General features: G+C 73.3%; 18 protein-coding genes, 1 rRNA gene and 3 pseudogenes. 15 read left to right on the top strand and 7 right to left on the bottom strand.

Annotation, left to right across the window (positions count from 1 at the left end; translation table 11 throughout):
• Positions 1-80: ribosomal RNA gene (gene rrf / locus ACIRRH_RS42485) — 5S ribosomal RNA — on the top strand; the annotation flags it as partial.
• Positions 81-204: 124 nt separating this feature from the next.
• Here rrf and ACIRRH_RS42480 read toward each other — a convergent pair.
• The 6 genes and pseudogenes from ACIRRH_RS42480 to ACIRRH_RS42455 form a co-directional block, all read right to left on the bottom strand.
• Positions 205-633: a hemerythrin domain-containing protein gene (locus ACIRRH_RS42480; protein ID WP_403078708.1), complete on the bottom strand. Its 429-nt coding sequence runs from the start codon at positions 631-633 to the stop codon at positions 205-207.
• A 66-nt stretch (positions 634-699) separates the two neighbouring features.
• Entirely contained in the window at positions 700-1,911 is a 1,212-nt protein-coding gene (locus ACIRRH_RS42475) for a nitrate/nitrite transporter (protein ID WP_403078705.1), read from the bottom strand.
• A gap of 81 nt (positions 1,912-1,992) precedes the next feature.
• A complete protein-coding gene (locus tag ACIRRH_RS42470; protein ID WP_403078703.1) occupies positions 1,993-2,439 on the bottom strand; it encodes a hypothetical protein in 447 nt (148 codons plus the stop codon).
• Complete coding sequence (locus tag ACIRRH_RS42465; protein ID WP_403078702.1) at positions 2,439-3,398, bottom strand: multicopper oxidase domain-containing protein; 960 nt, start codon at positions 3,396-3,398, stop codon at positions 2,439-2,441. Before ACIRRH_RS42465 ends, ACIRRH_RS42470 begins: the two co-directional genes overlap by 1 nt.
• 80 nt (positions 3,399-3,478) lie before the next feature.
• Positions 3,479-3,580 (bottom strand): annotated as a pseudogene (locus tag ACIRRH_RS42460) (hypothetical protein); the annotation flags it as partial.
• A gap of 1,198 nt (positions 3,581-4,778) precedes the next feature.
• Positions 4,779-5,255, bottom strand: a complete 477-nt coding sequence (locus ACIRRH_RS42455) for a hypothetical protein (protein ID WP_403078700.1) — start codon at positions 5,253-5,255, stop codon at positions 4,779-4,781.
• Positions 5,256-5,301: 46 nt separating this feature from the next.
• Here ACIRRH_RS42455 and narJ point away from each other — a divergent pair.
• From narJ to ACIRRH_RS42415, 8 genes and pseudogenes are all read left to right on the top strand, one after another.
• Positions 5,302-5,793, top strand: a pseudogene (gene narJ / locus ACIRRH_RS42450) (nitrate reductase molybdenum cofactor assembly chaperone); the annotation flags it as partial.
• Positions 5,790-6,866: a respiratory nitrate reductase subunit gamma gene (narI, locus tag ACIRRH_RS42445; protein WP_403078699.1), complete on the top strand. Its 1,077-nt coding sequence runs from the start codon at positions 5,790-5,792 to the stop codon at positions 6,864-6,866. The pseudogene narJ and the gene narI, both read left to right, overlap by 4 nt.
• Positions 6,867-6,934: 68 nt before the next feature.
• On the top strand, positions 6,935-8,119 hold the full coding sequence (locus ACIRRH_RS42440; protein WP_403078706.1) for a molybdopterin molybdotransferase MoeA: 1,185 nt from the start codon (positions 6,935-6,937) through the stop codon (positions 8,117-8,119).
• A gap of 93 nt (positions 8,120-8,212) precedes the next feature.
• A complete protein-coding gene (locus tag ACIRRH_RS42435) occupies positions 8,213-10,348 on the top strand; it encodes a SpoIIE family protein phosphatase (RefSeq protein ID WP_403078698.1) in 2,136 nt (711 codons plus the stop codon).
• Between the two features lie 207 nt (positions 10,349-10,555).
• Positions 10,556-13,216, top strand: coding sequence for a SpoIIE family protein phosphatase (locus ACIRRH_RS42430; protein WP_403078697.1), 2,661 nt, complete (start codon positions 10,556-10,558; stop codon positions 13,214-13,216).
• Positions 13,217-13,397: 181 nt separating this feature from the next.
• Positions 13,398-14,543, top strand: coding sequence for a hypothetical protein (locus tag ACIRRH_RS42425; RefSeq protein ID WP_403078696.1), 1,146 nt, complete (start codon positions 13,398-13,400; stop codon positions 14,541-14,543).
• A 207-nt stretch (positions 14,544-14,750) separates the two neighbouring features.
• A complete protein-coding gene (locus tag ACIRRH_RS42420; protein WP_403078694.1) occupies positions 14,751-14,963 on the top strand; it encodes a hypothetical protein in 213 nt (70 codons plus the stop codon).
• 173 nt (positions 14,964-15,136) lie between these two features.
• On the top strand, positions 15,137-17,197 hold the full coding sequence (locus ACIRRH_RS42415) for a phosphocholine-specific phospholipase C (protein WP_403078692.1): 2,061 nt from the start codon (positions 15,137-15,139) through the stop codon (positions 17,195-17,197).
• Between the two features lie 123 nt (positions 17,198-17,320).
• Here the strand turns inward: ACIRRH_RS42415 and ACIRRH_RS42410 are convergent.
• Positions 17,321-17,500, bottom strand: a pseudogene (locus ACIRRH_RS42410) (urease subunit alpha); the annotation flags it as partial.
• A 153-nt stretch (positions 17,501-17,653) separates the two neighbouring features.
• On the opposite strand from ACIRRH_RS42410, the gene ACIRRH_RS42405 reads away from it, so the two are divergent.
• The 6 genes from ACIRRH_RS42405 to ACIRRH_RS42380 all read left to right on the top strand — a co-directional run bounded on the left by ACIRRH_RS42405 (position 17,654) and on the right by ACIRRH_RS42380 (position 23,159).
• On the top strand, positions 17,654-18,184 hold the full coding sequence (locus ACIRRH_RS42405) for an RNA polymerase sigma factor (protein WP_403078690.1): 531 nt from the start codon (positions 17,654-17,656) through the stop codon (positions 18,182-18,184).
• A complete protein-coding gene (locus ACIRRH_RS42400) occupies positions 18,181-19,008 on the top strand; it encodes a zf-HC2 domain-containing protein (protein ID WP_403078688.1) in 828 nt (275 codons plus the stop codon). The genes ACIRRH_RS42405 and ACIRRH_RS42400 overlap by 4 nt, the downstream gene beginning before the upstream one ends.
• Positions 19,009-19,040: 32 nt before the next feature.
• Entirely contained in the window at positions 19,041-19,850 is an 810-nt protein-coding gene (locus ACIRRH_RS42395) for an ABC transporter ATP-binding protein (RefSeq protein ID WP_403078686.1), read from the top strand.
• Positions 19,847-21,241: a hypothetical protein gene (locus ACIRRH_RS42390; protein WP_403078684.1), complete on the top strand. Its 1,395-nt coding sequence runs from the start codon at positions 19,847-19,849 to the stop codon at positions 21,239-21,241. The genes ACIRRH_RS42395 and ACIRRH_RS42390 overlap by 4 nt, the downstream gene beginning before the upstream one ends.
• Positions 21,238-21,822, top strand: a complete 585-nt coding sequence (locus ACIRRH_RS42385) for a hypothetical protein (RefSeq protein ID WP_403078683.1) — start codon at positions 21,238-21,240, stop codon at positions 21,820-21,822. The genes ACIRRH_RS42390 and ACIRRH_RS42385 overlap by 4 nt, the downstream gene beginning before the upstream one ends.
• A 347-nt stretch (positions 21,823-22,169) precedes the next feature.
• Entirely contained in the window at positions 22,170-23,159 is a 990-nt protein-coding gene (locus tag ACIRRH_RS42380) for a phospholipase (RefSeq protein WP_403078682.1), read from the top strand.
• The last annotated feature ends 574 nt before the right edge of the window (positions 23,160-23,733 follow it).

Below are 23,733 nucleotides of genomic sequence, written 5' to 3'. Positions count from 1 at the left end.
TTCCGAACCCGGAAGCTAAGCCTTACAGCGCCGATGGTACTGCAGGGGGGACCCTGTGGGAGAGTAGGACGCCGCCGAACAATTATTCCGAAAAGACCCCCTCCCATCGGGAGGGGGTCTTTTTGCGTTACGGCGTTGGTGAGGGCCCCTCGCCGAGGAGCGGTGGCCGGCGGCGAGGGGCCCGGTGGGGGTTCGGACGGGCCGTCAGCCGACGGAGCCCGGCAGGGCCGTACCGACCCGGGCGCGCACGGCCTCGACGGCCTCCCATTCCTCCGCGCTCAACTGGGCGAGGGCGGCAGGGAAGACACCGTCCTGCTCCTTGAGGATGTGGGCCCGCAACTGGCCGAGGGTGTCCAGGAGCCTCTGCGGCCAGGCGGGGTCGGTGGGCGTGCCGTCCGACGCCTCGCCGAGGACGGCCTCGATGCGTCGGTGCTCGGCCTCCAGGATTTCGATGTGGTCGGGGAACTCGGCAGCCATGAACGGGAACAGACCGCTCTCCTCCACCTCGGTGTGGGGGCGGAGCACGGCGGCGATGGCGCGGGCGGTTTCGGCCATGCCCGGTGTGTTGCCGTCGTGGTGGGCGGCTCGGACCGCGCCGATCAGGTTGACCACGGTGTCGTGTTCGTTCGTCAGGTCGCGGATGGTGGGTCGAGGGGTCCTTCCTCTCGGTCGGCTGGCGATCGGTCGCCTGGTGGTCGGTCAGGCCTGGACGGCGCGGCGGACCCGGGTGGCGGTGAAGACCGCGGCGGCCGCGGCGACCACGGTGAGTGCCACCAGGCTGGCCGCGTACGAGTGGTAGCTGCCGTACAGGGCGCCCATCGTCAGCGGCGGGACGAAACCGCCGAGGCCGCCCGCCGCCCCCACCACACCGGTGACGGAGCCGACCCGGTTGGCCGGCGCGACCTGGGCGACCAGGGCGAACGTCGCTCCGCTGCCGGTGCCCAGCGCCGCGGCCATGGTCAGGAACGCCACCGTGCCGAGCGGGGCCAGTGGCGGGGTGAAGCCCTGCAGCAGGGCGCCCAGCACGGTCACGCCCAGCGCCCAGCCCAGCACCCGCACGGGGCTCGTCCGGTCCGACAGCCAGCCGCCGACCGGCCGCATCAGCACGGCCAGCAGGACGAACCCGGCCATCCGGTTCGCGGCGTCGGCCTGCTGGAGTCCGTAGGCGGTCTTGAGGTAGGTCGGAAGGTAGACGGAGAAGGCGACGTAGCCGCCGAAGGCGACGGCGTACAGCGCCGAGGCCTGCCAGGTGACGCGCAGCCGGAGGGCACCGCCGAGGCGGCGGGCCAGCGGCTCGGTGGGCACCGTTCGTCCCGGAGCGTCGCGCAGAAGGACCAGCGCCACCACCGCGTACACGGCGAGCACGATCGCGGTGACCACGAAGGGGGCGGCAATCCCGTGGCTCTTGACCAGGTTCACCGTGGTCAGTGCGCTGATCGCGGTGCCGCCCATACCGGCCCCGAAGACGCCGATGGCCGTGCCGCGCCGCTCCGGGGGGAACCAGGCGTTGACGAAGGGGACGCCGATGGCGAAGGACGTGCCGCCGATGCCCAGGAAGAAGCCGTCGACGAGCAGTGCGGTCAGCGACGAGTGTCCGACGAGGCCGAGGTACAGGACCGGCACGATGGTGGCGACGGACACCAGCGGGAACATCACCCGGCCGCCGTACCGGTCGGTGAGCGCGCCCACCGGGATGCGGCCCAGCGAGCCGACGATCACCGGGACGGCGACCAGCAGTGACTGCTGGAACGAACTGAGCCCGAGGGAGTCCTTGAACCGCGTGCCGAGCGGGCTGATCAGCGCCCAGGCCCAGAAGTTGAGGGCGAAGCCGAGGGTGGCCAGGGTCAGCATCAGCGTTCGCTGCCCGGAGGTCGGCGCGGCGGGTCTGTCCCCGGTCGGGCGGGTTTCCATGGTGGGGTCTCCGTTTCTCCGATGAGTGCGACGGTGCGTGGGTGGGGGCGGCCCGCGGGTGGGGCCGCGAGGGCGGACGGGTCAGGTGGCGGGCAGCGCGGCGGTGAACAGGACGACACCGAGCGAGCCGACCAGGGAGGCGACGGCGAGGGCCCGGGCGAGTTCGGCGCGGTTCCTGGCGTGGGCCCAGCCGTGGAGGGCGGCCGCGAGCATCACGGCGGTGAACAGGCCGAGCTTGGCCGCGAGGATCCGGCCGTAGCCGGGCTCGGCCAGCGATGCCCAGGTGACGCCCCGGTGCCAGGCCAGCGCGACGCCGGTGCCGAGCTGCGCCGGCAGGAACAGCGCCCCGGTGAGCAGCCCGAACCGGCGGCCCACCGCGCCGGCGAACCGGCCGGCGACGTCGGCGGGGAACTGACGGCGGGCCAGCGGGAGGATCACGGCGGACAGGGCGAGCTGCCCGCCGACCCACAGCACCGCGCCGCACACGTGGACGAAGCGCACCACGGACCAGAGTCCGACGCCGCCCATCACTTCACCTCCAGAACGCCGCGCTCGCCGGCTTCGGCGTGCCGCATGTCGTGGTCGATGAAGGCGTAGTGCCCGGCCTCGGCGAATCTCGTCTCGACGAACCCGCCCTGCGCGGGGGCCAGGTCGAGCACCTGCGAGCCGCCGGGGGAGCCCGGCGTGAGCAGGTAGGCGCCTTCCTTGTAGACGGTGTCGAAGACCGCGCCGACGACGTGGAAGGCGATCCCGTCGCTCGGCCCGGCGGCGACCACCCACAGCCGCACCCGCTGTCCGGCGCGGGCCGTGAGCGGCGCCTTGGCGTACTGGGTGGCGATCCCGTTGAAGGCCCAGGCGTCGGGGGTGCCGGCCTTCATCGCGGCCACCTGGGGGTCGCTGCCCGGCGCGCCGTAGTAGAGCGCGGAGGAGACCAGCAGGTACTCCTGGTCGACCGGGGCGAGGTCCGGCGGGTCGATCACCACGGCGCCGTACATGCCGTTGCCCATGTGCTGGAGCATCGGCGCCGAGCTGCAGTGGTACAGCCAGGCGCCGGCGCGCTCGGCGGTGAAGCGGTAGACCAGCCGCTCGCCCGGCTCGATGGTGCGCATCGGCCGGTCCGGGGAGAGCTCGCCGGCGTGGAAGTCGATGCCGTGGCCCATGTCGCCGTCGTTGACCAGCGTGACTTCGAAGGTGTCGCCGACCCGGCCGCGCAGCACGGGGCCGGGCGCGGTGCCGCCGAAGGTCCACATCTCCTGGGACACCCCGGCGGCGATCTCCACCATGGCGTCGACGGCGTGCAGTTCGATGCGGTGTACCCGCTCGCCGCTCGCGGCGGGCAGGGCGGCGTCGCGCGGCTTCCAGCGGGCGGAGAAGTCCCCGGCCGGGTCGTGCCCGCCGGTGGCGGCCCGGCGGCGGCGCTCGCACCGGAGTGGCGGACGACGATGGCCAGGCGCATCCCGGCGGCCTTGTGACCGGGGACGGAGCACCAGGCCTGGCGGTCCGCGGTGACCGGCCCGAGATCCAGGGTGCGGCTCTCGCCCTGGCCGAGCAGCGGGGTGGAAGGGCCGTCCTGGACGGTCAGATCGTGCCGCATGGAGTCGCGGTTGGTGACGACCAGCCGCACCGCCGTCCCGTGCGGCACCTCGATGCGGTCCGGGCCGATCCGCATCGACTGCAGGGAGATCTCCACGGTCTTGATGCCCGCGGCGGCGGCGGCCGGCGCCGGCGCCGCCTGCGGGTGCTGGTCGGATCCGCCGCTGACCGCCACCAGCGCGGCCACCACGGTGAGGGCGGTGCCGGCGGCCGTGCCCAGCAGCGGCCCGCGCCGCGCCGCCCAGCCGCCCCGGGCCGGGCGCTCGGCCTGGCCGGCAGCAGGTAGGTGAGGGCGCCGATCAGGACCTGCCCGACGAAGCCGAGCAGCAGCACCGGGACCAGCGAGTCGATGTCGTCCTGCAGGTCCGTCATCGTGCCGGCGCCCAGCAGGACCAGGTCCGTGAGCAGGGCCGCCAGCAGCCAGCCGAGCGCGGCGGCGAGCATCCAGGCGGCCGCCGCCGAGACGGCGGCGCGCCTGCGCACCGTGCGGGCGAACAGGTCGACGGCGAGGGCCACGCCCACGGCGTACCCGGCGACTCCGACCGCGGCCGGCCAGCGCCGGCCCGCCGCCAGCGCGGCGACCGCCACCGCCAGGCCGGCGCCCGTCAACCACAGAGTGCGGCGGGCGATCCGGGCGGTGCGGTCCTGCATCTGCACGCCCAGCACGGTCGGCCAGAGCATGAACAGGGTGCCCAGGACGGGCAGTCCGATCCAGCCGAGCAGCATCACGTGCAGGTGCGCGAGCCGCAGGCCCGTGTACGCCCGCCCGCCCAGTGGGGCGACCGCCAGCGCCCAGCCGAGCAGCGCACCGACCACCATCGCCGCCGCCGCGGCCCGGTAGTAGCCCACCACCGGTGTCAGCCGTCCGCCCAGTGCCCGGCGGCCCAGCCGTGCCAGCACCACCAGGTGGGCGGTGACGGCGGTGATCAGCAGCAGGCAGGCGGCGCCGGTCAGCGCGGGCAGCTCCGCCCACACACCCGTCAGGACGCCCAGTACGGCCAGGTTGGCGCCGTACAGACGCGCCCGGCTCCACCGCTCGTCGGGCTGCCGCGCGTGCAGCAGGGCGACGGCGAAGTGCTCGCTCCACAGCAGGACGGCGGTGGTGGCCGCGCCCAGCAGGAACAGGTGCACGGTCAGCCAGCGGGCCACCGGCAGGGACGCCTGCGCGCCGGCGGCCGGCAGCGCCAGGCCCAGCCAGGCCGCCACCAGGACGTGTGCCCGCACGTACCGGGTCTGCCGGGAGGGCCGCCCGGGTACGGCACGTGGTGGGGTGCTCATGGCCGGTCCGCCGATCCGTGCACCGGGGGCAGCAGCGCCGCCAGATCCTGCTGGTACGGGAAGGAACCGGGCCGGTAGCCGCACCACGGCTCCTCGGCGTACGGGTCGCCGGTCAGTCCGTAGGCGCGCGAGCGGGAGCCGCCGCAGACCCGGCGGAACTCGCACCGGCCGCAGCGGCCGCCGAGCCGGTCGCCGTCCCGCAGGCCGGTGAAGAGCTCGGAGGTGCGGTAGATCTCGGGCAGCGGCCGCTCCCGTACACTGCCGGCGCCCAGCGGGAGGAAGCCGCTGGGGTGCACGGTGCCGGTGTGGGAGACGAAGACGAAGCCGCGGCCGGCGTTCACGTCCAGCGGTGGGCGGCGGGCCCGCCGCGGTGAGCCGTCGAGCCCCAGGTCAGCGGCGCGCTCACGCAGTTCGCGGTAGAGCGGGCCGAGGCCGAGTGCCGTCACGTGGTCCTCGCCCCGGTCCGCGAGCACCCGGCGCTGCAGGGCGACCCGGCGGAAGTGGTGCGCCTCGGTGGTCTTCGACCTGCGCCGCAGGAGCAGCCTCTACCTGACGTACTACCTGCACGGTGACACGCGCCGCCGCGGCATGGCCCTGCTCGCCCTCGCCCAGCGCTACCGCGCCGCCGGCTGGGACGCCGACGCCGCCGAACTCCCGGACCACCTCCCCGTCGTCCTCGAATTCGCCGCGCTCGAAGGGTCCGGCAGCGGCGAGGCGCCGCTGCGCCAGCACCGGCGCGGACTGGAACTGATCCGGCACGCCCTGGCCGACGTGGACTCCCCCTACCGGCACCTGCTCGCCGCGCTCCTCACCCTTCTCCCGCCGCCGACCGACGCCGACCTGGCGGCGGTGGCGGAGCTGGCCGCGCAGGGCCCGCCCGCCGAGGAGGTCGGTCTCGACCCCTACGCCGGCGACCTGTTCGCGCCGCCGCAGACCTTCGTCCCTCCCGAGACCGCCCCGCCGACGCTGATCCCGCTGCTGCCGACCAGAACCAAGGAGGGCCACCGATGAGATCCACGGGCACCTCACTCGCCGCCGCCGCGAGCGGAGGGGACCTGATCCTCTGGGTCGCGTTCCCCTACGCCTGCCTCGCCGTCTTCGTGGTGGGGCACGTCTGGCGCTACCGCCAGGACCAGTTCGGCTGGACCTCGCGCACCAGCCAGCTCCTGGAGCACCGCTGGCTGCGCTGGGGCAGTCCGCTGTTCCACCTCGGCGCCTTCGCGGTGATCGGCGGCCACGTCCTGGGCCTCGTCGTCCCCGTCTCGTGGACGGAGGCGGCCGGGATCTCCGAGCACACCTACCACCTGACAGCCGTCTCGCTCGGCACGGTGGCCGGCGTGGCCATGATCACCGGGCTGGGCATGCTCTGCGCCCGCCGACTGCTGACCCGTCGGGTCCGCCTCACCACCGACCGCAGCGACAAGCTGCTCTTCCCGCTGCTCTCGGTGACCGTCCTGTTCGGCTTCTCCGCCACGGCGGCGCACAACCTCCTCGGCGGCGGCTACGACTACCGGTCCACCATCTCGATCTGGTTCCGCGGCGTGTTCGTCTTCCACCCCCACCCCGAGGCGATGGCCGGCGCCCCGCTGCTGTTCCAGCTGCACGCGCTCTCGGCCTGTCTGCTCTTCGCCGCCTGGCCGTTCACCCGACTGGTCCACGTGTGGAGCGCTCCCGTCGGCTACCTGATCCGCCCGTACCTGGTCTACCGCCGGCGCACCGGGCCGGCCGGCCCCACGGGGCCGCGCCGGTGCGCCGCCGGGCCTGAGGCGAACCGCCGGGCCCGCGACCAGACAGCGAACGGATCACGAGTGCACGAGGGGCACCGCATGAAGGACTGGATCGACGCGGTCAGGGAGGAACTCGGCATCGACCTCCAGGTCGACGTCGCCGAGCTGCTCGACATGACCCGGATCGTCGCACACGGCGTGGCCCGCCCCGCCGCTCCGCTGACCGCGTTCCTGGTCGGCTACGCGGCCGCGCGCACCGGCGGTGGGCCGGAGGCGGTCGCCGAGGCCAACCGCAGGGTGTCCCGACTGGCCGGGCGCTGGGTGGCGGAGCGGCCCGAGGAGGTGGGGGCGGCATGAGCCACGGGACGCTCCCCGACCGGATCGCGCACGGCGTACCGCACCGGTACGGCACCGCCGTCCACCGGATGACGTGGGAGCGGGCGCGGGCAACCGCCCGGAACAGCGCCGGCCGGCCACTGCCCGCCGTCGCCCGCGACCTCCCCGAGGCCCTCGGCCACGCCCCCGCCGAGCCGCTGACGGCGCTCACCGACCTGCCGCCGTTCGACACGTCCGCGATGGACGGCTGGGCGGTGGCCGGGCCGGGACCGTGGCGGCTGCGCGGCGGCGGCATCCTTGCGGGCGGAGCGCCGGCCGAGCCGCTCGACCGTGGCACCGCCGTGCCCATCGCCACCGGCGCCCCACTGCCGCCCGGCGCGACGGCCGTACTGCGCTACGAGCACGGTGGACTGATGGCACCCGACGGCGGTGTTCTGCACCACCTCGCGCCGGACCGGATGGTCCCGGGCCGCGACGTCCGGCCCCGCGGGCAGGAGTGTTGTCACGGCGACGTGCTCCTGCCGGCGGGTACCACCGTCACCCCGGCCGTGCTGGGCCTGGCGGCGGCCGCCGGTTACGACCGGCTGATCGTGCACCGCCGGCCGACCGTGGAACTGCTGCTCCTCGGTGACGAGTTGCTGACCTCCGGCCTCCCGGTGGCGGGTCGGGTCCGCGACGCACTCGGTCCGCTGCTGCCGCCCGTGCTGCGGAACGCCGGCGCCGACGTGATCGGGATCCACCGGGTGGGGGACGACCTCGGACTGCTCGGCGAAGCGCTGCGCAGCTCGCGCGCCGACGTCGTGGTCACCACCGGCAGCACCGCCGTCGGGCCGGCGGACTTCCTGCACCGCGTGCTCACCGAGGCGGGCGCCCGGCTGCTGGTCGACTCCGTCGCGGTACGGCCCGGCCACCCGATGCTGCTCGCGGAGCTGACGCCCACCGCCGCAGGCCGGTCCCGCCGGCTGGTCGGCCTGCCCGGCAACCCGCTCGCCGCGGTGGCCGGCACGCTGACCCTGGCCCTGCCGCTGCTCCGGCGGCTGGCCGGCCGGACGGCCCCGACCCTCCGTGTCACCGCCGCCGCCGAACTGCCGGGCCACCCGCAGGACACCCGGCTGCTGCCGGTGGTGCTCACGGCGCGCACCGCGGTGCCGCTGCCGTTCGACGGCCCGGCGATGCTGCGCGGCCCGGCCCTCGCCGACGGCCTCGCCGTCGTACCGCCGGGCGGGCTCGCCGAGGGCGCCACCGTCGAGGTGCTGGACGTTCCCGGCTACTGACGTCGGCGGACGCGACGGGACGTTCGGTGCCGGCCGAGCCACTATGGGAGGAGGCTCACGGGCTCACTGGTCGGCTCGAATGGGGTGCTTGTGATGGGCGTGCCATGGCATCCGTCGCCGAGGCCCGGACTCGAGGCCGCCGAGGCGCCGGCCGGGCGCGGTCTGGACGCGGTGGCGCAGATCCTGCGATCGGCGCCGGCCCGGCTCGACGCGTACCTCGGCGGCCTCTACCTGCTGTCGGAGGACCGGCAGGTGCTCGAACTGGCCGTGACGCTGGGGGCTGCCCGGCAGTTCTCCAGGCCGTGGCAGCGCGTCGGCATGACCGCACCGATACCGGTGGCCGAAGCGGCGCGCAGTGGCCGGGTCGTCTGGGTGGCCGGCTCGGACGACATGGCGCGCAGGTACCCGAGGGTCGCGCTCGCCATGCCGTACGCGTTCTGCCTCGCGGCCGCTCCGCTCGTCACACGAGGGAGCACGTACGGGGTCGTCTTCGTGTTCTGGCCCGCCGCGCATCCCCCCGAAATGTCGCACGGTGAACGGGACCGGTTCGACGCCCTCGCCGCGAGCCTGGCCGAGGTGCTGGCGCAGGCGGCCCGGGCAGGCCGTCCGGTCCGGGCCGGCCCGCGCCCCGAGGTGGCGGAGCGCGGTTCCGCCGCCCCCCTCACCACGATGGCGGAACGGCTTCCGGAGGGCATCTGCGGCATCGATCTGGACGGCAGGCTGGCCGTGGTCACACCGGCCGCCGCCGAGCTGCTGGGCGAACCGGTCGAGCGGCTGCTGGGCGTACGGCCGTGGGCGGCTCTGTCGTGGCTGCGGGATCCGGTGTTCGAGTACCACTACCGGACCGCGGTGATCAGCGGGCAGTCCATTTCCTTCCTCGCGTTGCGGCCGCCGAACCGGTGGCTGTCGTTCGAGTTCTTCCCGGACCCGTCCGGACTGACCGCGCGGATCGTCTCCGCCGACGCCGCCCGCCGCGACGGGCCCACCGGAACGCCGTCCGACCGGGCGGCGCACACGCGGCCCGGAGCGCTGTACCACCTCCTCCACCTCGCCGGCGCGCTGACCGAGGCCGTCAGCGTGCAGGACGTGGTGAGCATGGTCTCCGAGCAGATCGTGCCGGCTTTCGGCGGTCGGGCCGTGGCGGTGCTGATGGCCGAAGGGGGCCGACTGCGCATCGTGGGCCATCGCGGCTACCCACCCGGCCTGGTCGACCAGTTCGACGGCACCCCGCTGACCGCGCCCACGCCCGGTGTCCGGGCGTCCAGCAACCCCGTGCCGACGTACTTCGAGAGCCGTGCGGAGTTGGAGCGGCTCTACCCGGGCCGCCCCGAGACGCAGGACGGGATGGCCGCCTGGGCTTATCTGCCGCTGGTGACCTCGGGCAGGCTGATCGGCACCTGCGTACTGGCCTTCGCCGAGCCGCACCGCTTCGATCTCGAGGAACGCGCCGTCCTCACCTCGCTCGGCGGACTGATCGCCCAGGCCCTGGACCGTGCCCGGCTGTACGACACCAAGCTCGGCCTCGCCCACGGCCTCCAGGAAAGCCTGCTGCCCCGTGCGCTGCCGGACGTCCCGGGCCTGGAGGTCAGCGCCCGCTACCTGCCGTGCACCGAGGGAATGGACGTCGGAGGCGACTTCTACGACCTCATCCGGGTCGGGCCCGACACGGTCGCCGTCGTGATCGGCGACGTCCAGGGCCACAACGTCAACGCCGCCGCGCTGATGGGCCAGGTCCGTACCGCCGTCCGTGCCTTCGCCGCGGCCGATGCCGATCCGAGCACCGTGCTGTCCCGCACCAACCGCCTGGTGGCCGACCTGGACACGGCCTTGCTGGCCAGCTGCGTCTACCTGCGCGTCGACCTCGCCCGGCGCGAGGCCTGGCTGGCCGACGCGGGCCACCCGGTGCCCCTGCGGTACGGCCCGGACGGCCGGGCGGACGCACTGGAGCCGCTCGTCGGCATGGTGCTGAACGTCGACCCCGCCGCCGACTATCCGCAGATCCGCATCGACCTGCCGATCGGCACCACTCTGGTCCTGTACACCGACGGCCTCGTCGACACTCCCGGTGCGGACCCCGACCGGGCGCTGGCCGACCTCACCGCCACGCTGGCCCGCCACGGCGGCGAACCGCTCGACCGGCTGGCCGATGCGCTCGTCGACCGGGCCGGGCACGGAGAGTACCGCACCGACGACGTCGCGCTGCTGCTGATCCGGTCCGTCCCCCGGTGAGCCGGGACGGGGCGGGGCCGCTTCCGAGGGCCGACGGGTATGGCGCACGAGGCCATGTCGCAGAGCGTGCCCGGGAGGGGTCCCCCGCGTGCTGTGTCCCGCTCGTGCCAGGGGCGGGACCATAGGTGTATGGCGAAAGACACGGGCCCCCCTCCCCGGGCTCCGGGCAGAGCGGCCGGCCGCAGTGGGCGGCGGCATCCACGCCCGATGCCGCGGGAGCCGTCGGTGCGGCGTCTGCGGTCGGTGACGAGCATCCGCAGCGTCGCCGGCCAGATGTTCCTCATGCAGGTGTTCATCGTGCTGCTGCTCGTGGTGGCGGCGGTCGTCGCGCTGCTGGTCGAGTCCCGCAGTGACCGGTACGCGGCCGCGCGCGACCGATCGCTCGCCGCGGCCGAGGCGTTCGCCCACGGCCCCGGCCTGGTGGCGACGATGCAGGGCCCCGATCCCAGCGCGGTGCTCCAGCCGCTGACCGAAGCGGCCCGGAAGGGCGCCCAGGTCGACTTCATCGTGGTGGCCGACCGGAACGGCATCCGGTACACCCACCCCGAGCCGGAGCAGATCGGCAAGAAGTTCGTCGGCACCATCGAGCCGTCGCTGCACGGGCTGGTCACCGTCGAGCGGGTGCACGGCCCGCTCGGCCCCGAGTACCAGGTGGTGGTTCCGGTGGAGGACACCCACGGCGGGGTCGTGGGCATCGTGTCCGCCGGGATGAAGGTCGCCAACGTGAGCAGCGCGATCAACCGCCAGCTGCCGGTCGTCCTGGGCGCCGGCACCGTCGCGCTCGGCCTGGCCACGGCCGGAACAGCGCTGGTGGGCAGGCGTCTCCTGCGGCAGACCCGCGGCTTGGGGCCGGAGGAGATGACCAGGATGTACGAGCACCACGACGCGGTGCTGCACGCGGTGCGCGAGGGCGTGGCCATCGTCGGCGGCGACGGCCGGGTCCTGCTCGCCAACGACGAGGCGCGCCGGCTGCTGGACCTGCCTCCCGACGCGGAGGGGCGCGCTGTCACCGACCTCGGCCTCGACCCCCGTACGACCGAACTGCTGCTCTCCGACAGCGCGGTCACCGACCAGGTGCTCCCCGTCGGTGACCGCCTGCTGGCCGTCAACAACCGTCCCACCGACAGCGGGGGAGGCCCGCCCGGCAGCGTCACCACCCTGCGCGACTCCACCGAGCTGCGCGCCCTCGCGGGGAAGGCCGAGGTCGCCCGCGGTCGGCTCAGGCTGCTCTATGACGCGAGCATGGCCATCGGCACCACGCTGGACGTCCGGCGCACCGTGAAGGAACTCGCCGACGTGGCGTCCCGGGACTTCTGCGACTACGCCACCGTCGACCTCGCCGAAGAGGTCCTGCGCGGCGAGGAACCGCAGCCCCTGGCGGTCGGTGCCGGGGTGGAGCTGCAGCGGGTGGCACTCACGGGCATCCGGCACGATTCGCCGCTGTACCCCGAGGGCAAGCTGGTTCGGTGGGCGGGGACCACCCCGCAGGCGGCGGGCTTCGTCAGCGGGCGGTCCGCGCTGGTCACCGAGCTGGCGACCGACGTCGGGTGGCGCATGCAGGATGTCGAGCGCACGCAGGCGGTGCTGGAATCCGGCCTGGCGTCGCTGATCACCGTTCCGCTGACGGCGCGGGGCGTGTTGATGGGCATCGCCTGCTTCTGGCGCGGCCGGGACAGGGGCCCGTTCGAGGACGAGGACCTGTCCGTGGCCGAGGAGCTGGCCGCCCGGGCCGCCGTGTCCGTCGACAACGCCCGCCGCTTCACGCGCGAGCACACGATGGCCGTCACCCTCCAGCACAGCCTGTTGCCGCGAGCGTTGCCCGAGCAGAGCGCCATCGAGGTCGCCTACCGCTACCTGCCCGCCCAGGCCGGGGTCGGCGGCGACTGGTTCGACGTCATCCCGCTGCCGGGTGCCCGGGTCGCGCTCGTCGTCGGCGACGTGGTCGGCCACGGCATGCACGCGGCCGCGACCATGGGCCGCCTGCGCACCGCCGTCCAGAACTTCTCCACGCTCGACCTGCCGCCGGACGAGCTCCTCGGACACCTGGACGAACTGGTCGCCCACATCGACCAGGAGGCGGCCGCAGCCGGGGGTGAGCTCGCGATCACCGGTGCCACGTGCCTCTACGCGATCTACGACCCCACCACCGCCACCTGTGCGCTGGCCCGGGCGGGCCATCCCCCGCCCGCGGTCGTCCACCCGGACGGCACCGTGGAACTCCTCGGCCTCCCCGCCGGTCCGCCGCTCGGCCTGGGCGGGATGCCCTTCGAAGCCACGCAGGTGCGACTGTCGCCGGGGAGCAGCCTGATCCTCTACACCGACGGCCTCGTCGAGGACCGCACCCGTGACATCGGTGTCGGCCTGGACACCCTCACGGCCGTCCTGGCCCGCCCCGACCGATCGCCGCAGGAGGTCTGCGAAGCCGTGCTCGACGTCCTGCTGCCCGACCGCCAGACCGACGACATCGCCCTCCTCGTCGCCCGGACCCGCGTGCTGGAGCCCGATCGGATCGCGGAGTGGGAGGTGGCCTCGACTCCGGAGGCCGTGGCCCAGGCCCGCGCCGAGGCCACCCGACAGCTCGCCGAGTGGGGTCTTGACGAGCCCGCCTTCGTCACCGAACTGGTGCTCAGCGAACTGGTGACCAATGCCATCCGCTACGGGACCGGACCGATCGGTGTGCGGCTGCTGTACGAGCGCACGCTGATCTGCGAGGTCTCCGACACCAGCAGCACCGCCCCGCACCTGCGCTACGCGATGGCGGAGGACGAAGGCGGCCGCGGCCTGTTCCTCGTCGCCCGGCTCACCGAACGCTGGGGAGTCCGCTACACCCCCGAGGGCAAGATCATCTGGGCCGAGCAGTTCCTGTGACCGGGCGTCCGGGCGTCCGGCCGGACGGGGAACCGTCTCCGGGCCCACCCTTGGCGGAACTCACCGCGCGCCTGGACCAGGGCATGGCTAACGTTGCGTAGCGGGGGAGAACTCTGTGTGACTATCGCGGGCCGGGGCCATCGAGCCTCGGGGCTCCGGGCCGCCCTTCAGGAGGCAGTGCATGAGATTCCAGGTATGTTCGAGCGCGCTGGCGACCGCCGTGCTGACCGTCGGCCTGACCGGCGCCGCGACCCCGGCGGGGGCCGCCGACCGTACGCCGTTCCTCGACCGGCTGCATACGGTGTCCACGGTCGCGTCCACCGTTCCGGAGAACGGCGACCTGAACCCGTACGGCACGTTCGTGATCCGCGAAGACAAAGGCGACCTGCACCGGGGCAACATCCTGGTCAGCAACTTCAACAACTCGGTGCCCCCGTCCGGCGAACAGGGCAGGGGCACCACGCTGGTCCAGATCACCCCGGGCGGACAGAGGACCACGTTCGCCACGATCGATCCGAACAACCTGCCGGGCCCCTGCCCGGGTGGGGTCGGACTGACCACGGCGCTGACCGTCCTGCCCGGCGGCTGGGTCGTGGTCGGCAGCCTCCCGACCGCGGACGGCACCTCGGCCACGGCCCAGGCCGGCTGCCTGTTGGTGCTGGACAGCCACGGGACGGTGCGCGAGACGATCGCGGGTGACGGCATCAACGGCCCGTGGGACATGACGGCGGTCAGCTCCGAGCGGCGCGGCGGCTCCGAGCGGCGGAGCGAGCTGTTCGTGACCAACGTGCTCAACGGCACGGTGGCCGCCGGCGGTGCGGAGGTCGACCAGGGCACCGTGCTGCGGATCACCCTGAGCTCCGAGGGGGACGGGCCGCCGAAGCGGGTGGCCACCACCGAGATCGCGTGCGGTTTCCCCGAGCGGACGGACCCGGCGGCCCTGGTGGTCGGACCGACCGGCGTGGCCCTGGGCAAGGACGGAACGCTCTTCGTGGCCGACACCGTTCGCAGCCGGATCACCGCCATCCCCCGCGCTCTGACCCGCCACGACAGTGACGGTATCGGGAAGGTCATCAGCGAGGGTGGCAGTCTCAACGGCCCGCTCGGGATGACCCTCGCGCCCGGGGGCGACATCCTGACGGTCAACGGCGGGGACGGGAACATCGTCGAGACCACCGAGCGCGGCCAGCAGGTGGCGGTCAAGCAGATCAACTCCGAGGGCAGCCCGCCCGGTGCCGGTGCGCTCTTCGGCCTCGCGGTGGACCTGGACGGCGACGCGGTCTACTTCGTCAACAACGTCGACAACGAACTCGACGTTCTGCACTGAGACCTGAGCGCCGTGCCCAAGGAATAAGGGCCTCCCGGGCCGCAGGGCGCCCGTCCTGCGGCCCGGGAGGCGCCCGGGTGCGGGCGTGGGGATTGCCGCGCTGCCGGCTGCGGTGACCCTCACCCCCACGCCCGCCATTGCCGTACCGGAACCCGTCATGCCGCTGCCGCCGGTGGTCCACCAGTCCCCGGCCGGGCGCGCGCGGTGATGTGCTCGGACAGTGCCAACCCGCCGGCCGGTGCCGACTTCCCGGCTCAGGCGGCCCTCGCCCTCGGCCTCGCCCTCGCCCTCGCCCGCTCCCGCTCCGGCTCCGGCGAGGCCGGCCCGTACTTCGCCAGGGCCGGCGAGCGCTGCGCCGACCGGCTCGTCCGGGACCGCACGACCGACTCCCTCGAACCCGATCCCGCCAGTGGCTCCTGAGCGGAGCCGTCGGCTGACCCATCGCCACGGGTGCCGCATCTTGTCCGTACAACTCGATGCGTTCGTCTGCCGTATGGCGGGCAGTCATGAAGGGGCCGCCGGGCGGCCCCCCGGACGCGCTGTCCTTGGGGGCGCCGTCCTCCACTTCCTGACAGGCAGAGGTCAACCCACCCATGGCAGAGCTGAACCGCCGCCGATTCCTCCAACTCGCGGGCGCGACCGCCGCGTTCTCGTCGCTGTCGCAGAGCATCGCCCGAGCCGCGTCCATCGCCCCGCTGGGGAGCACCGGCACCCTCCAGGACGTCGAGCACATCGTCGTGCTGATGCAGGAGAACCGTTCGTTCGACCACTACTTCGGGTCGCTGAAGGGCGTCCGCGGCTTCGGCGACCCCCGCCCGGTGACCCTGCCGAGCGGCAAGCCGGTGTGGCACCAGACGGACGGCCTCAAGCGGGAGGTGCTGCCGTTCCGGCCTCAGGCCAGCGATCTCGGGATGCAGTTCATCCAGGACCTCAACCACGACTGGGCCGGCGGTCACAAGGCGTTCAACAACGGCAAGTACGATCAGTGGGTACCCGCGAAGACGGCCACCACGATGGCCTACCTGACCCGCGATGACATCCCGTTCCACTACGCGCTCGCCGACGCGTTCACCATCTGCGACGCCTACCACTGCTCGTTCATCGGTTCCACCGACCCGAACCGCTACTACATGTGGACGGGCTGCACCGGCAACGGCGTCACCGGCAACGGTCCGGTCCTCGGCAACCAGGAGGCCGGCTACAGCTGGACGACCTACCCCGAGCGGCTGGAGAAGGCCGGGATCTCCTGGAAGATCTACCAGGACATCGGCGACGGACTGGACGCGGCCGGCTCCTGGGGCTGGATCGGCGACGCGTACCGCGGGAACTACGGCGACAACTCGCTGCTCTACTTCAACAACTACCGCAACGCCAAGCCGGGCGACCCGCTGCACGACAAGGCCCGCACCGGCACCAACGCCAAGGCGGGCGAGGGCCTGTTCGACATCCTGCGGCGCGACGTGCAAGCCGGCACGCTGCCGCGGATCTCCTGGATCGCCGCACCCGAGGCCTTCACCGAGCACCCCAACTGGCCCGCCAACTACGGTGCCTGGTACGTCTCGCAGGTGCTGGACGCGCTGACGTCCAACCCCGATGTGTGGGCCAGGACCGCGCTGTTCATCACCTACGACGAGAACGACGGCTTCTTCGACCACGTCGTGCCGCCGTTCCCGCCCTCCTCCGCCTCGCAGGGCCTGTCGACCGTCGCGACCACCGCCGACTACTACGCCGGCAGCATCGGCTACTCGGCCGGACCGTACGGTCTCGGCCAGCGGGTGCCGATGCTGGTCGTCTCGCCCTGGAGCACCGGCGGCTACACCTGCTCGGAGACCTTCGACCACACCTCGATCATCCGCTTCATGGAGCGCCGCTTCGGCGTCCGGGAACCCAACATCTCGCCCTGGCGGCGCGCGATCTGCGGCGACCTGACCTCCGCCTTCGACTTCACCACGTCGAACGCGACCCCGGCGGCGCTCCCCTCCACGGCCGCCTACCTCCCGCCGGACCGCAACCGGCACCCGGACTACGTGCCCACCCCGCCCGCCGGCGGCACCATGCCGAAGCAGGAGCCGGGCGCGAGGCCCACCCGCCCGCTGACGTACGCGCCGTACGTGGACGGTTCGGCCGACACCGCCACGGGCAAGTACCGCCTCACCTTCAGCGCCGGCGCGGCGGCGGGCGCCCAGTTCCTGGTGACCTCGGCCAACCGCGCCGACGGTCCGTGGACGTACACCACGGAGGCGGGAAAGACGATCGCGGACGCCTGGAACACCACGTACTCCAAGGGCGTCACGGACCTGACCGTCCACGGCCCGAACGGCTTCCTCCGCCGATTCCGCAACCCCGGCACGGTCGCCGGGCCGGAGGTCACCGCCCGCCACAATCCGACCACCGGCAACCTCGACCTGACCATCGCCAACCCGGCCGGCGCGGACGCCGTGATCACCCTGGCCAACGCCTACGGCGGCACGCCGCAGACCCTCACCATCCGCCGGGGTGCGACCGTCACGTGCACCGTCGACCTGAGTGCCTGCCGCAGGTGGTACGACGTGACCGTCACCGCAGGCGCGACCGCCGACTTCGTGCGCCGCCTCGCCGGTCACATCGAGACCGGCGCCCCCGGCCTCTCCGACCCGGGCATCGTCACCTACTGACGACGCCCCCGCACGATCCCGCACGCCGCCGCCCCGGGCACCCACGTGCCCGGGGCGGCCGGACGAGCGCCCTCGACAGTCGGCTGCCCGGCTGCCCGGCTGCCCGGCTGCCCGGCCGACGGGTCAGAGGAAGTAGAGGCGGTTCAGCGGGACTTCCTCGGCCGGGGAGGACTGCAGCGGGGTGCCGTCGAGGGTGACGAGGCCCTGGCGCGGGTCCACGAGGACCTCGCCGAGGCGGGTGTTGCGGACCATGTCGCGTGGGCCGATGCCGCGGGTGTGGCGGACGGCGACGCGACGGCGCCGGGGCGCACATCGCGCTGACCTCGGCCGGAGCGGCCGAACCGGAGTCGACGGCCGGGATCGCAGAATGTGACGCAGGTCACGCCCCATGCAGAACCCGGGCGCCGGATCGCGCGTCTGGCTGGTGTGAGATCACGCAGGAGAGCACTGGACGACGTGGACGAGGAGCGCCTCCTCCGGCTGGTGGCCAGGGGTGACCGCGGGGCGTTCGACGAGCTGTACCGGCGTACGTCGCCATGGCTGGCGGTGCGGCTGCGCCGCCGCTGCGCGGACGAGCAGATCGTCGCCGAAGTCATGCAGGAGACCTATCTCGCGGTGTGGCGCGCGGCCGGCGCGTTCGCCGGGAGCGCGGTCGGCGGTACGGCCGTCGGGTGGCTGTGGACGATCGCGGCACGCCGCCTCGTCGATGCGTTCCGGCGCCGTGCCCACCACGCCGAACCGCCGGTCGCCGCCGCCGAGCGGGCGGTGGTGCCCGCAGCGGAGGAGGAGGCGCTCGCCGGGACCGTCGGCGGCGACATCGGCGACGCCCTGCGACGGCTGGCGCCGGAACTCCGAGAGGTACTGCAGGCCACGGTGCTCGACGGGCTCTCCGTCCGGGAGGCCGCCGTCCTGCTCAGACTGCCCGAAGGCACGGTCAAGACCCGTGCCCGTCGGGCCCGGATCGCGATGCGGGAGGCGCTGGCATGAGCGGGGAACACGCGTCCAGGCAGTTGATCGACGACTACGCACGTGGTGACGCGATGATCGCGGCGGACACGGTCTGGGCACTGGAGGCCCATCTGGAGACGTGCGCGCCCTGCCGGAGCCACCTGGCGGCCTCCGTGGCCACCGGAGCGCCCGGCATCGCCGCGCTCGTCGAAACCGTCCGGGCCGGTCTGGAACCGCAGTTGGACGCGGTGGTCAAGGTGGCCTCGCGGCGGCACCGTCCGAGCTGGGTGTCGTCCTGGCTGACGCCGGTCATGGCCCCGTGGCTGGCCATGACCGCCGTCGTCACCCTGATGGCGCTGCTGCTGGACGCGGCCGCACCGTCGGAAGTCTTCGGCGGCTCCTCGCCGGTGTCGCTGATCGCGCCGGTGCTGCCGCTGTGCGGTGTCGCCGCGTCGTGGTCGAGCGGCCTGGATCCGGTACACGAACTGACCGCCTCGACCGCCCGGGCCGGCCTGCCCCTGCTGCTCAGGCGCACCACCTCGGTCCTCGTGGTGGTCCTGCCCGCGCTACTGGTGGGGGGATGGCTGACCGGGACCATGACGGCCGCGCAGTGGCTGCTCCCCTCCCTGGCCTTCACCTCCACCGCCCTGGCACTGGGCAGCGTGGTCGGGGTGACCCGCGCCGCCGTCGGGCTGGCGGTCGCGTGGGGCGTCGTCATCGTGGCACCCACGTCGGTCACCGGCCGTGTCCCCTCCGTCCTGCAACTGGCCCTGCAGCCGGACCGGTTGCCCGCATGGGGGCTGCTCCTCGCGCTCGGCACCGGCGCCGTGATCGCCCGCAGGGACGCGTACTCGACGCTGTGAAACCCATGTCCACCATCGAAAGGGACCACCGCATGACACCCATGACGAGCGCGGCCGACACCGCGCCGAAGACCTACGCCTGGGAGATCCGGGCCAGCGGCCTGCGGGTGCGCGTCGGACGGAACAAGATGGCCGTCGACGGGCTCGACCTCTCCCTGGGCACCGGTGCCCACGGCCTCCTGGGGCCCAACGGAGCGGGGAAGACCACCCTGATCCGGACGCTGGCCACGGTGCTGCGCCCCACCGAGGGGGAACTGGAGATGCTCGGCACCTCCTTGGGCAGGATGGGTGACCACCGGGCCCTTCGCCGCCGCATCGGCTACCTGCCGCAGGACTTCGGCTACTACAAGCGCTTCACGGTGCGCGAGTTCGTCGAGTACATGGCCTGGTTGAAGGAGGTCCCGAAGGCGGACATCCCCGAGGCCGTCCAGCGTGCCGTGGAACGGGTGGGCCTGGCGGACCGCGCCGACCACCGGATGAAGACCCTGTCCGGCGGCATGGTGCGGCGGGCCGGCATCGCCCAGGCCATCGTCAACTCCCCGGCGGTGCTGCTGCTGGACGAGCCGACGGCCGGCCTCGACCCGGCACAGCGGCTGCGCTTCCGCGAGCTGCTGCACGACCTGGGCCGCGACACCTGCGTGGTCGTCTCCACCCACCTGGTCGAGGACGTCGCGGCCGCCTGCTCCGACGTGGTGCTCTTCGCCGACGGCCGCCTCGTCTTCCAGGGCACGCCGGACGAACTGGCCGCCGCGGGCAGTACCGAGCACCCGGGCGACAGCCCCCTGGAGCGCGGCTACTCGGCGCTGCTCCGCACCTCCGGACAGCAGGGGAGCGCCTGGTGAACGGACGTGTGCTGCGCACCGAACTGAAGCGCTCGGCCGCCCCGTGGGCCGGGGTCGTCGTCCTGGGCGGCAGCCTGGCGGTCTTCCTCCTGTACGACGGGGTCTGGTCGAAGGGCACCGCAGCGTGGACGGCCCAGTGGACCACCATGGCCATGTGGACCCGTTACCTGCTGGCCTTCTGGCTGCCGCTCGTGGTCGGCATCGGGGCGGTGTACGGGCTGCGTGAACCCCGCTCGCGGATGACCGAACTGCTGGCGACCACGCCGCTGCCGGCCTGGCGCCGTGCGGCGCTGCCGACGGGTGCGATCGCGCTCGCGCTGGCGGCGGGCTTCGGCCTCCTCGTCGTCGTGGGCGGAGCGCAGGTGGCGTTCGGCCCGACCACCTACGCGGGCCTCGGCTGGCTGCCGATCTCGCTGGTGGCGGTCCTGGGCCTCGTCGCGGCCGCCGTGTTCGCCATGGGCGTCGCACGGACGCTGCCCTCCGTCCTCACCCCGCCGGCCCTGGTGGTGGCCTGCCTCGTGGTGACGAGCATGCTGCGGGTGCGGACCGAAGGGGAGGTGCCGGAGAGCAGGACGTCGAACCGGCTCGGCCTGCTGTCCCCGGTGACCGGGGAGCCGCGGCAGATGCTGCTGACCCTCTCCGGCTCCGTCCACCTCGGCCAGACGCTCTGGCTGCTCGGACTTCTCGCCACCGGCCTCGCGCTGTCGGCGGCCGCCACCCGCCGGGCCCGGCTGCTCGCGGTGACTCCCGCCCTGGCCGGCGCCGCCGTGGCCCTACTGGTCCTGCCGGCCGCCGCGCGCGACACCTACGTCATCGACAAGGCCGCCGCGGCCCCGGTCTGCGACGGGCCGGTGTGCGTGACCGAGGCGAGCCGGTCGCACCTGGCCGAGCTCGCGCCGCGCGGCCGGGAGGCGCTGAGCGTGCTGCACGACGCCCTGGGCGACAAGGCGCCGACCTCGGTCCGGGAGGACACCGCGCTGCGCGCGCTCGGCGATCCCCGCTCACTCCCCGGTGACGCGGTGCTGGTCGACTTCGACGACCAGCTGTTCATCGACGCGACCGGCACGGACCTGACCCGCGCGCTGGTCGCCCAGGGACTCGCACCGAGCTGCAACGCCCGCACCTCCCGGGAGGGCGGGGCACAGGACGGCGTCGCCCTTCAGAGCATCGCCGCGAGCTGGGCCCTCGGCGACCCCGGCCTCCGACCGATGGTGGAGCGGGACACCGACGAGTACTCGCGCAGGACCTGGGCGGATGCCGACGCCGCCTGGCGGGAGCTGAAGGCGCTGGCGCCGGCCGAGCAACGCTCGCGGGTCGCCGAGCTGCGCACCGCCGCCCTCTCCTGCACGGCGAGGCTGCGCGAGGTGCCGGCCGGGGGTGCGTCGCGATGAGGTGGCTGATGCTGTACGCGCGTTCACGGCAGGTGCCCACGTCGGCTGCCGCGGTCACGCTCGTCGCGTTGGCGGTGTGGGCCTTCACCCGGGGCGACGGTACGGGTGCGACGGATGCGATGGACCCGACCGCGTTCTTCGTGCTCGCCGCGAGCGTGGCGGCCGGCTCCGTCGGGTTCGTCGGGCAGGACCTCGCACTGGACCGGACGGCCGCGATCCGGTGGGTGCCCCGCCGGGCGGCGCACACGGTGCTGATCGGCGCGGTCGCCGGTGCGGCGCTGCTGGCGGTCCAGGCGGTGGGCCCGAAGTTCGTCCCCACCGAGGTCGTCGTCCGGGACAGTGCGGGTCTGGTCGGCCTGGCCGCGCTCGGGGCGGTGCTCTGCGGGGCGCACCTCGCCTGGACGCTACCGACCGGCTGGCTCGCGTTCTCCGTCCTCGTCCCGCCGTTGCCGCCCAACACCGTGGGGAAGACGGTCGGTTGGATGACGTTTCCCCCCGGCACGGAGGCGTCCACCTGGGCCGCGGTGGCGTTGCTGGTGACCGGCAGCACGCTGTACGCCGTAGCCGGGCCGAGGCGCTGACGGGCACGTCCGTCGGCCGCCGAGTCCGTTCGGACCCCGTCTCCTGACCCTGCCGTCCGGAGCCCCTTCGCGGGACAGCCTCGTCAGGACACGACGAGGGCCGGTTCGACTGACCGGGGCCGCCGCCAGGGGGCCCCGTCCACGTCGACGGCGTCATCGGTGAGCCTCCGCCGAGGATTCGGTGCCCGACGGAGAAGCCGAAGGCGCCCGCGGACCGGCTGCGCGCCGGGGGCGGTCCGGTGTCCTCACCGCTTTCCCCCGGATGTCGTTTATGGCCCGTTTACCGCACGTCAAGGCGCAGTTGGTGGGATCGTCCTGTCAGTGCACCAACAAGAAGGAGTGCCTCCTTGACCGCTCACCTCAGGCACGGCGCCCGCTCGCGAACGCTCTCGGCGCTGACGGCAGCGCTGTGCGGGATCGTCGGTGCCACCGCGTTGGGCGCCACCCCGGCGGCGGCCGCCGACCAGCGTCACCCGATCTACGCCATCGCGCACCGGGTCGACACCCTGGACGGTGTGGACGCCGCGATCAACCACGGCGCCAACGCCATCGAGATCGACGTCTGTGCCTGGTGGAACCCGAACGAGTGGCGCGCCTACCACGACTGTTCCTCGGCCGGCGAGAACCGGCTCGGCCCGAGCTTCGACAGCATGCTCGACCGCATCATCTCCAACGCCAACGCGGGCCGCCGGCTGTCGCTGGTCTGGCTGGACATCAAGGACCCCAACTACTGCGGCGAGGAGCCGAACCGCACCTGCAGCGTTGCCGGGCTGCGCGACAAGGCCCAGCGGCTGACGGCCGCCGGCATCCAGGTGCTCTACGGCTTCTACGAGTACCACGGCGGCAGCACCCCGGACGTCGGCGGCCGGGGCTGGAAGAGCCTGGAGGGCAAGCTCGGCCCGCTGGAGGGCATCACCACGACCGGCACCCGCGACCAGGTGCAGAGTGCCTTCGCCAAGTCCGGCACCGGATTCCCGGCCGGCCGCCGGGCTATGGACTACGGCGACAGCGACATCACCAAGGGCTTCGGCAACTGCACGGAGGCCACCTACAACACCTGCGCGGAACTGAAGAAGGGAGCCGCCGACCGGGCCGCCGGCCGGCTCGCGGCCACCCTGTCCTGGACGACCACCTACAACGACCCCTGGTACGTCGACAAGCTGCTGGGCGACGCGCAGGTGGACGGCATCATCGCCGGCTACGGCGCCTTCACCGGCGTGCGGGAGTACGACAACAGCTGGCAGTGCGCCAACGCCGTCAACCTGGTCCGGGACTGGGTGAACCGTCACAGCGGGACCCACCGCATGGCCACCAGCGGTGACCGCCTGTTCAAGTAGGCGACCGCCCGCTCACCCAGAGGCCCGGCCCCTGGGCACGCCCCGCGGCCGTCGACCGACGACCCCGGGGCGTGATCCTGAAGTCGTGGACCCGTAGGCGCAGTTCGGCACCGGCGGCCGGCAATCCCACAGGGGCGGCGTTTCTTCTACGGTGCCGGCGCCCTTCGTGCAGGGCGTTTGTCTCGGGCGCCGAGGAGGAGTACTGTCTCCCAGTCGCTCGACTGGGAGCACCGGACACGCGTCTGCGCGGACGGTCCCGGGGTGGCCAATCCTTTGAACCAACACTTCCCGGCTCGGGCTGGGGCGGGTCTGTCATGGGCAGGTGCGGCCCAGTCTGAATGTGGCGTGTTCATTTAATCGGATTGCGGCCGGATTCGCTTTTCGGAGCGGAGGTCGGCTAGGGTTTGAAACGTCGAACAGGGCGCCAAGTTCTGAACGACACCAGCAAGTCGGAAGCAGAAAGCCCCGGTAAACGGAGCGGAAAGCGTCTGATAAGCTGGAAACACGAAAGAACGAAGCCCGGAGGGCCCGCTGGAAGGCGGTCCGAAGGAAGCGTCCGTTCCTTGAGAACTCA

Source organism: Kitasatospora sp. NPDC101235, from assembly GCF_044767505.1.
GTDB lineage: Bacteria > Actinomycetota > Actinomycetes > Streptomycetales > Streptomycetaceae > Kitasatospora.
Note: the sequence above shows the minus strand (reverse complement) of the source record. Positions and strands in the feature narration are given on the sequence as shown.

Coding starts and splice junctions, on each gene's coding strand:
- ACIRRH_RS42475 (WP_403078705.1), bottom strand. CDS start 1,911: ATGGAAACCCGCCCGACCGGGGACAGACCCGCCGCGCCGACCTCCGGG.
- ACIRRH_RS42470 (WP_403078703.1), bottom strand. CDS start 2,439: ATGGGCGGCGTCGGACTCTGGTCCGTGGTGCGCTTCGTCCACGTGTGC.
- narI (WP_403078699.1), top strand. CDS start 5,790: ATGAGATCCACGGGCACCTCACTCGCCGCCGCCGCGAGCGGAGGGGAC.
- ACIRRH_RS42440 (WP_403078706.1), top strand. CDS start 6,935: ATGACGTGGGAGCGGGCGCGGGCAACCGCCCGGAACAGCGCCGGCCGG.
- ACIRRH_RS42435 (WP_403078698.1), top strand. CDS start 8,213: ATGGGCGTGCCATGGCATCCGTCGCCGAGGCCCGGACTCGAGGCCGCC.
- ACIRRH_RS42430 (WP_403078697.1), top strand. CDS start 10,556: ATGCCGCGGGAGCCGTCGGTGCGGCGTCTGCGGTCGGTGACGAGCATC.
- ACIRRH_RS42425 (WP_403078696.1), top strand. CDS start 13,398: ATGAGATTCCAGGTATGTTCGAGCGCGCTGGCGACCGCCGTGCTGACC.
- ACIRRH_RS42420 (WP_403078694.1), top strand. CDS start 14,751: ATGTGCTCGGACAGTGCCAACCCGCCGGCCGGTGCCGACTTCCCGGCT.
- ACIRRH_RS42415 (WP_403078692.1), top strand. CDS start 15,137: ATGGCAGAGCTGAACCGCCGCCGATTCCTCCAACTCGCGGGCGCGACC.
- ACIRRH_RS42400 (WP_403078688.1), top strand. CDS start 18,181: ATGAGCGGGGAACACGCGTCCAGGCAGTTGATCGACGACTACGCACGT.
- ACIRRH_RS42395 (WP_403078686.1), top strand. CDS start 19,041: ATGACACCCATGACGAGCGCGGCCGACACCGCGCCGAAGACCTACGCC.
- ACIRRH_RS42385 (WP_403078683.1), top strand. CDS start 21,238: ATGAGGTGGCTGATGCTGTACGCGCGTTCACGGCAGGTGCCCACGTCG.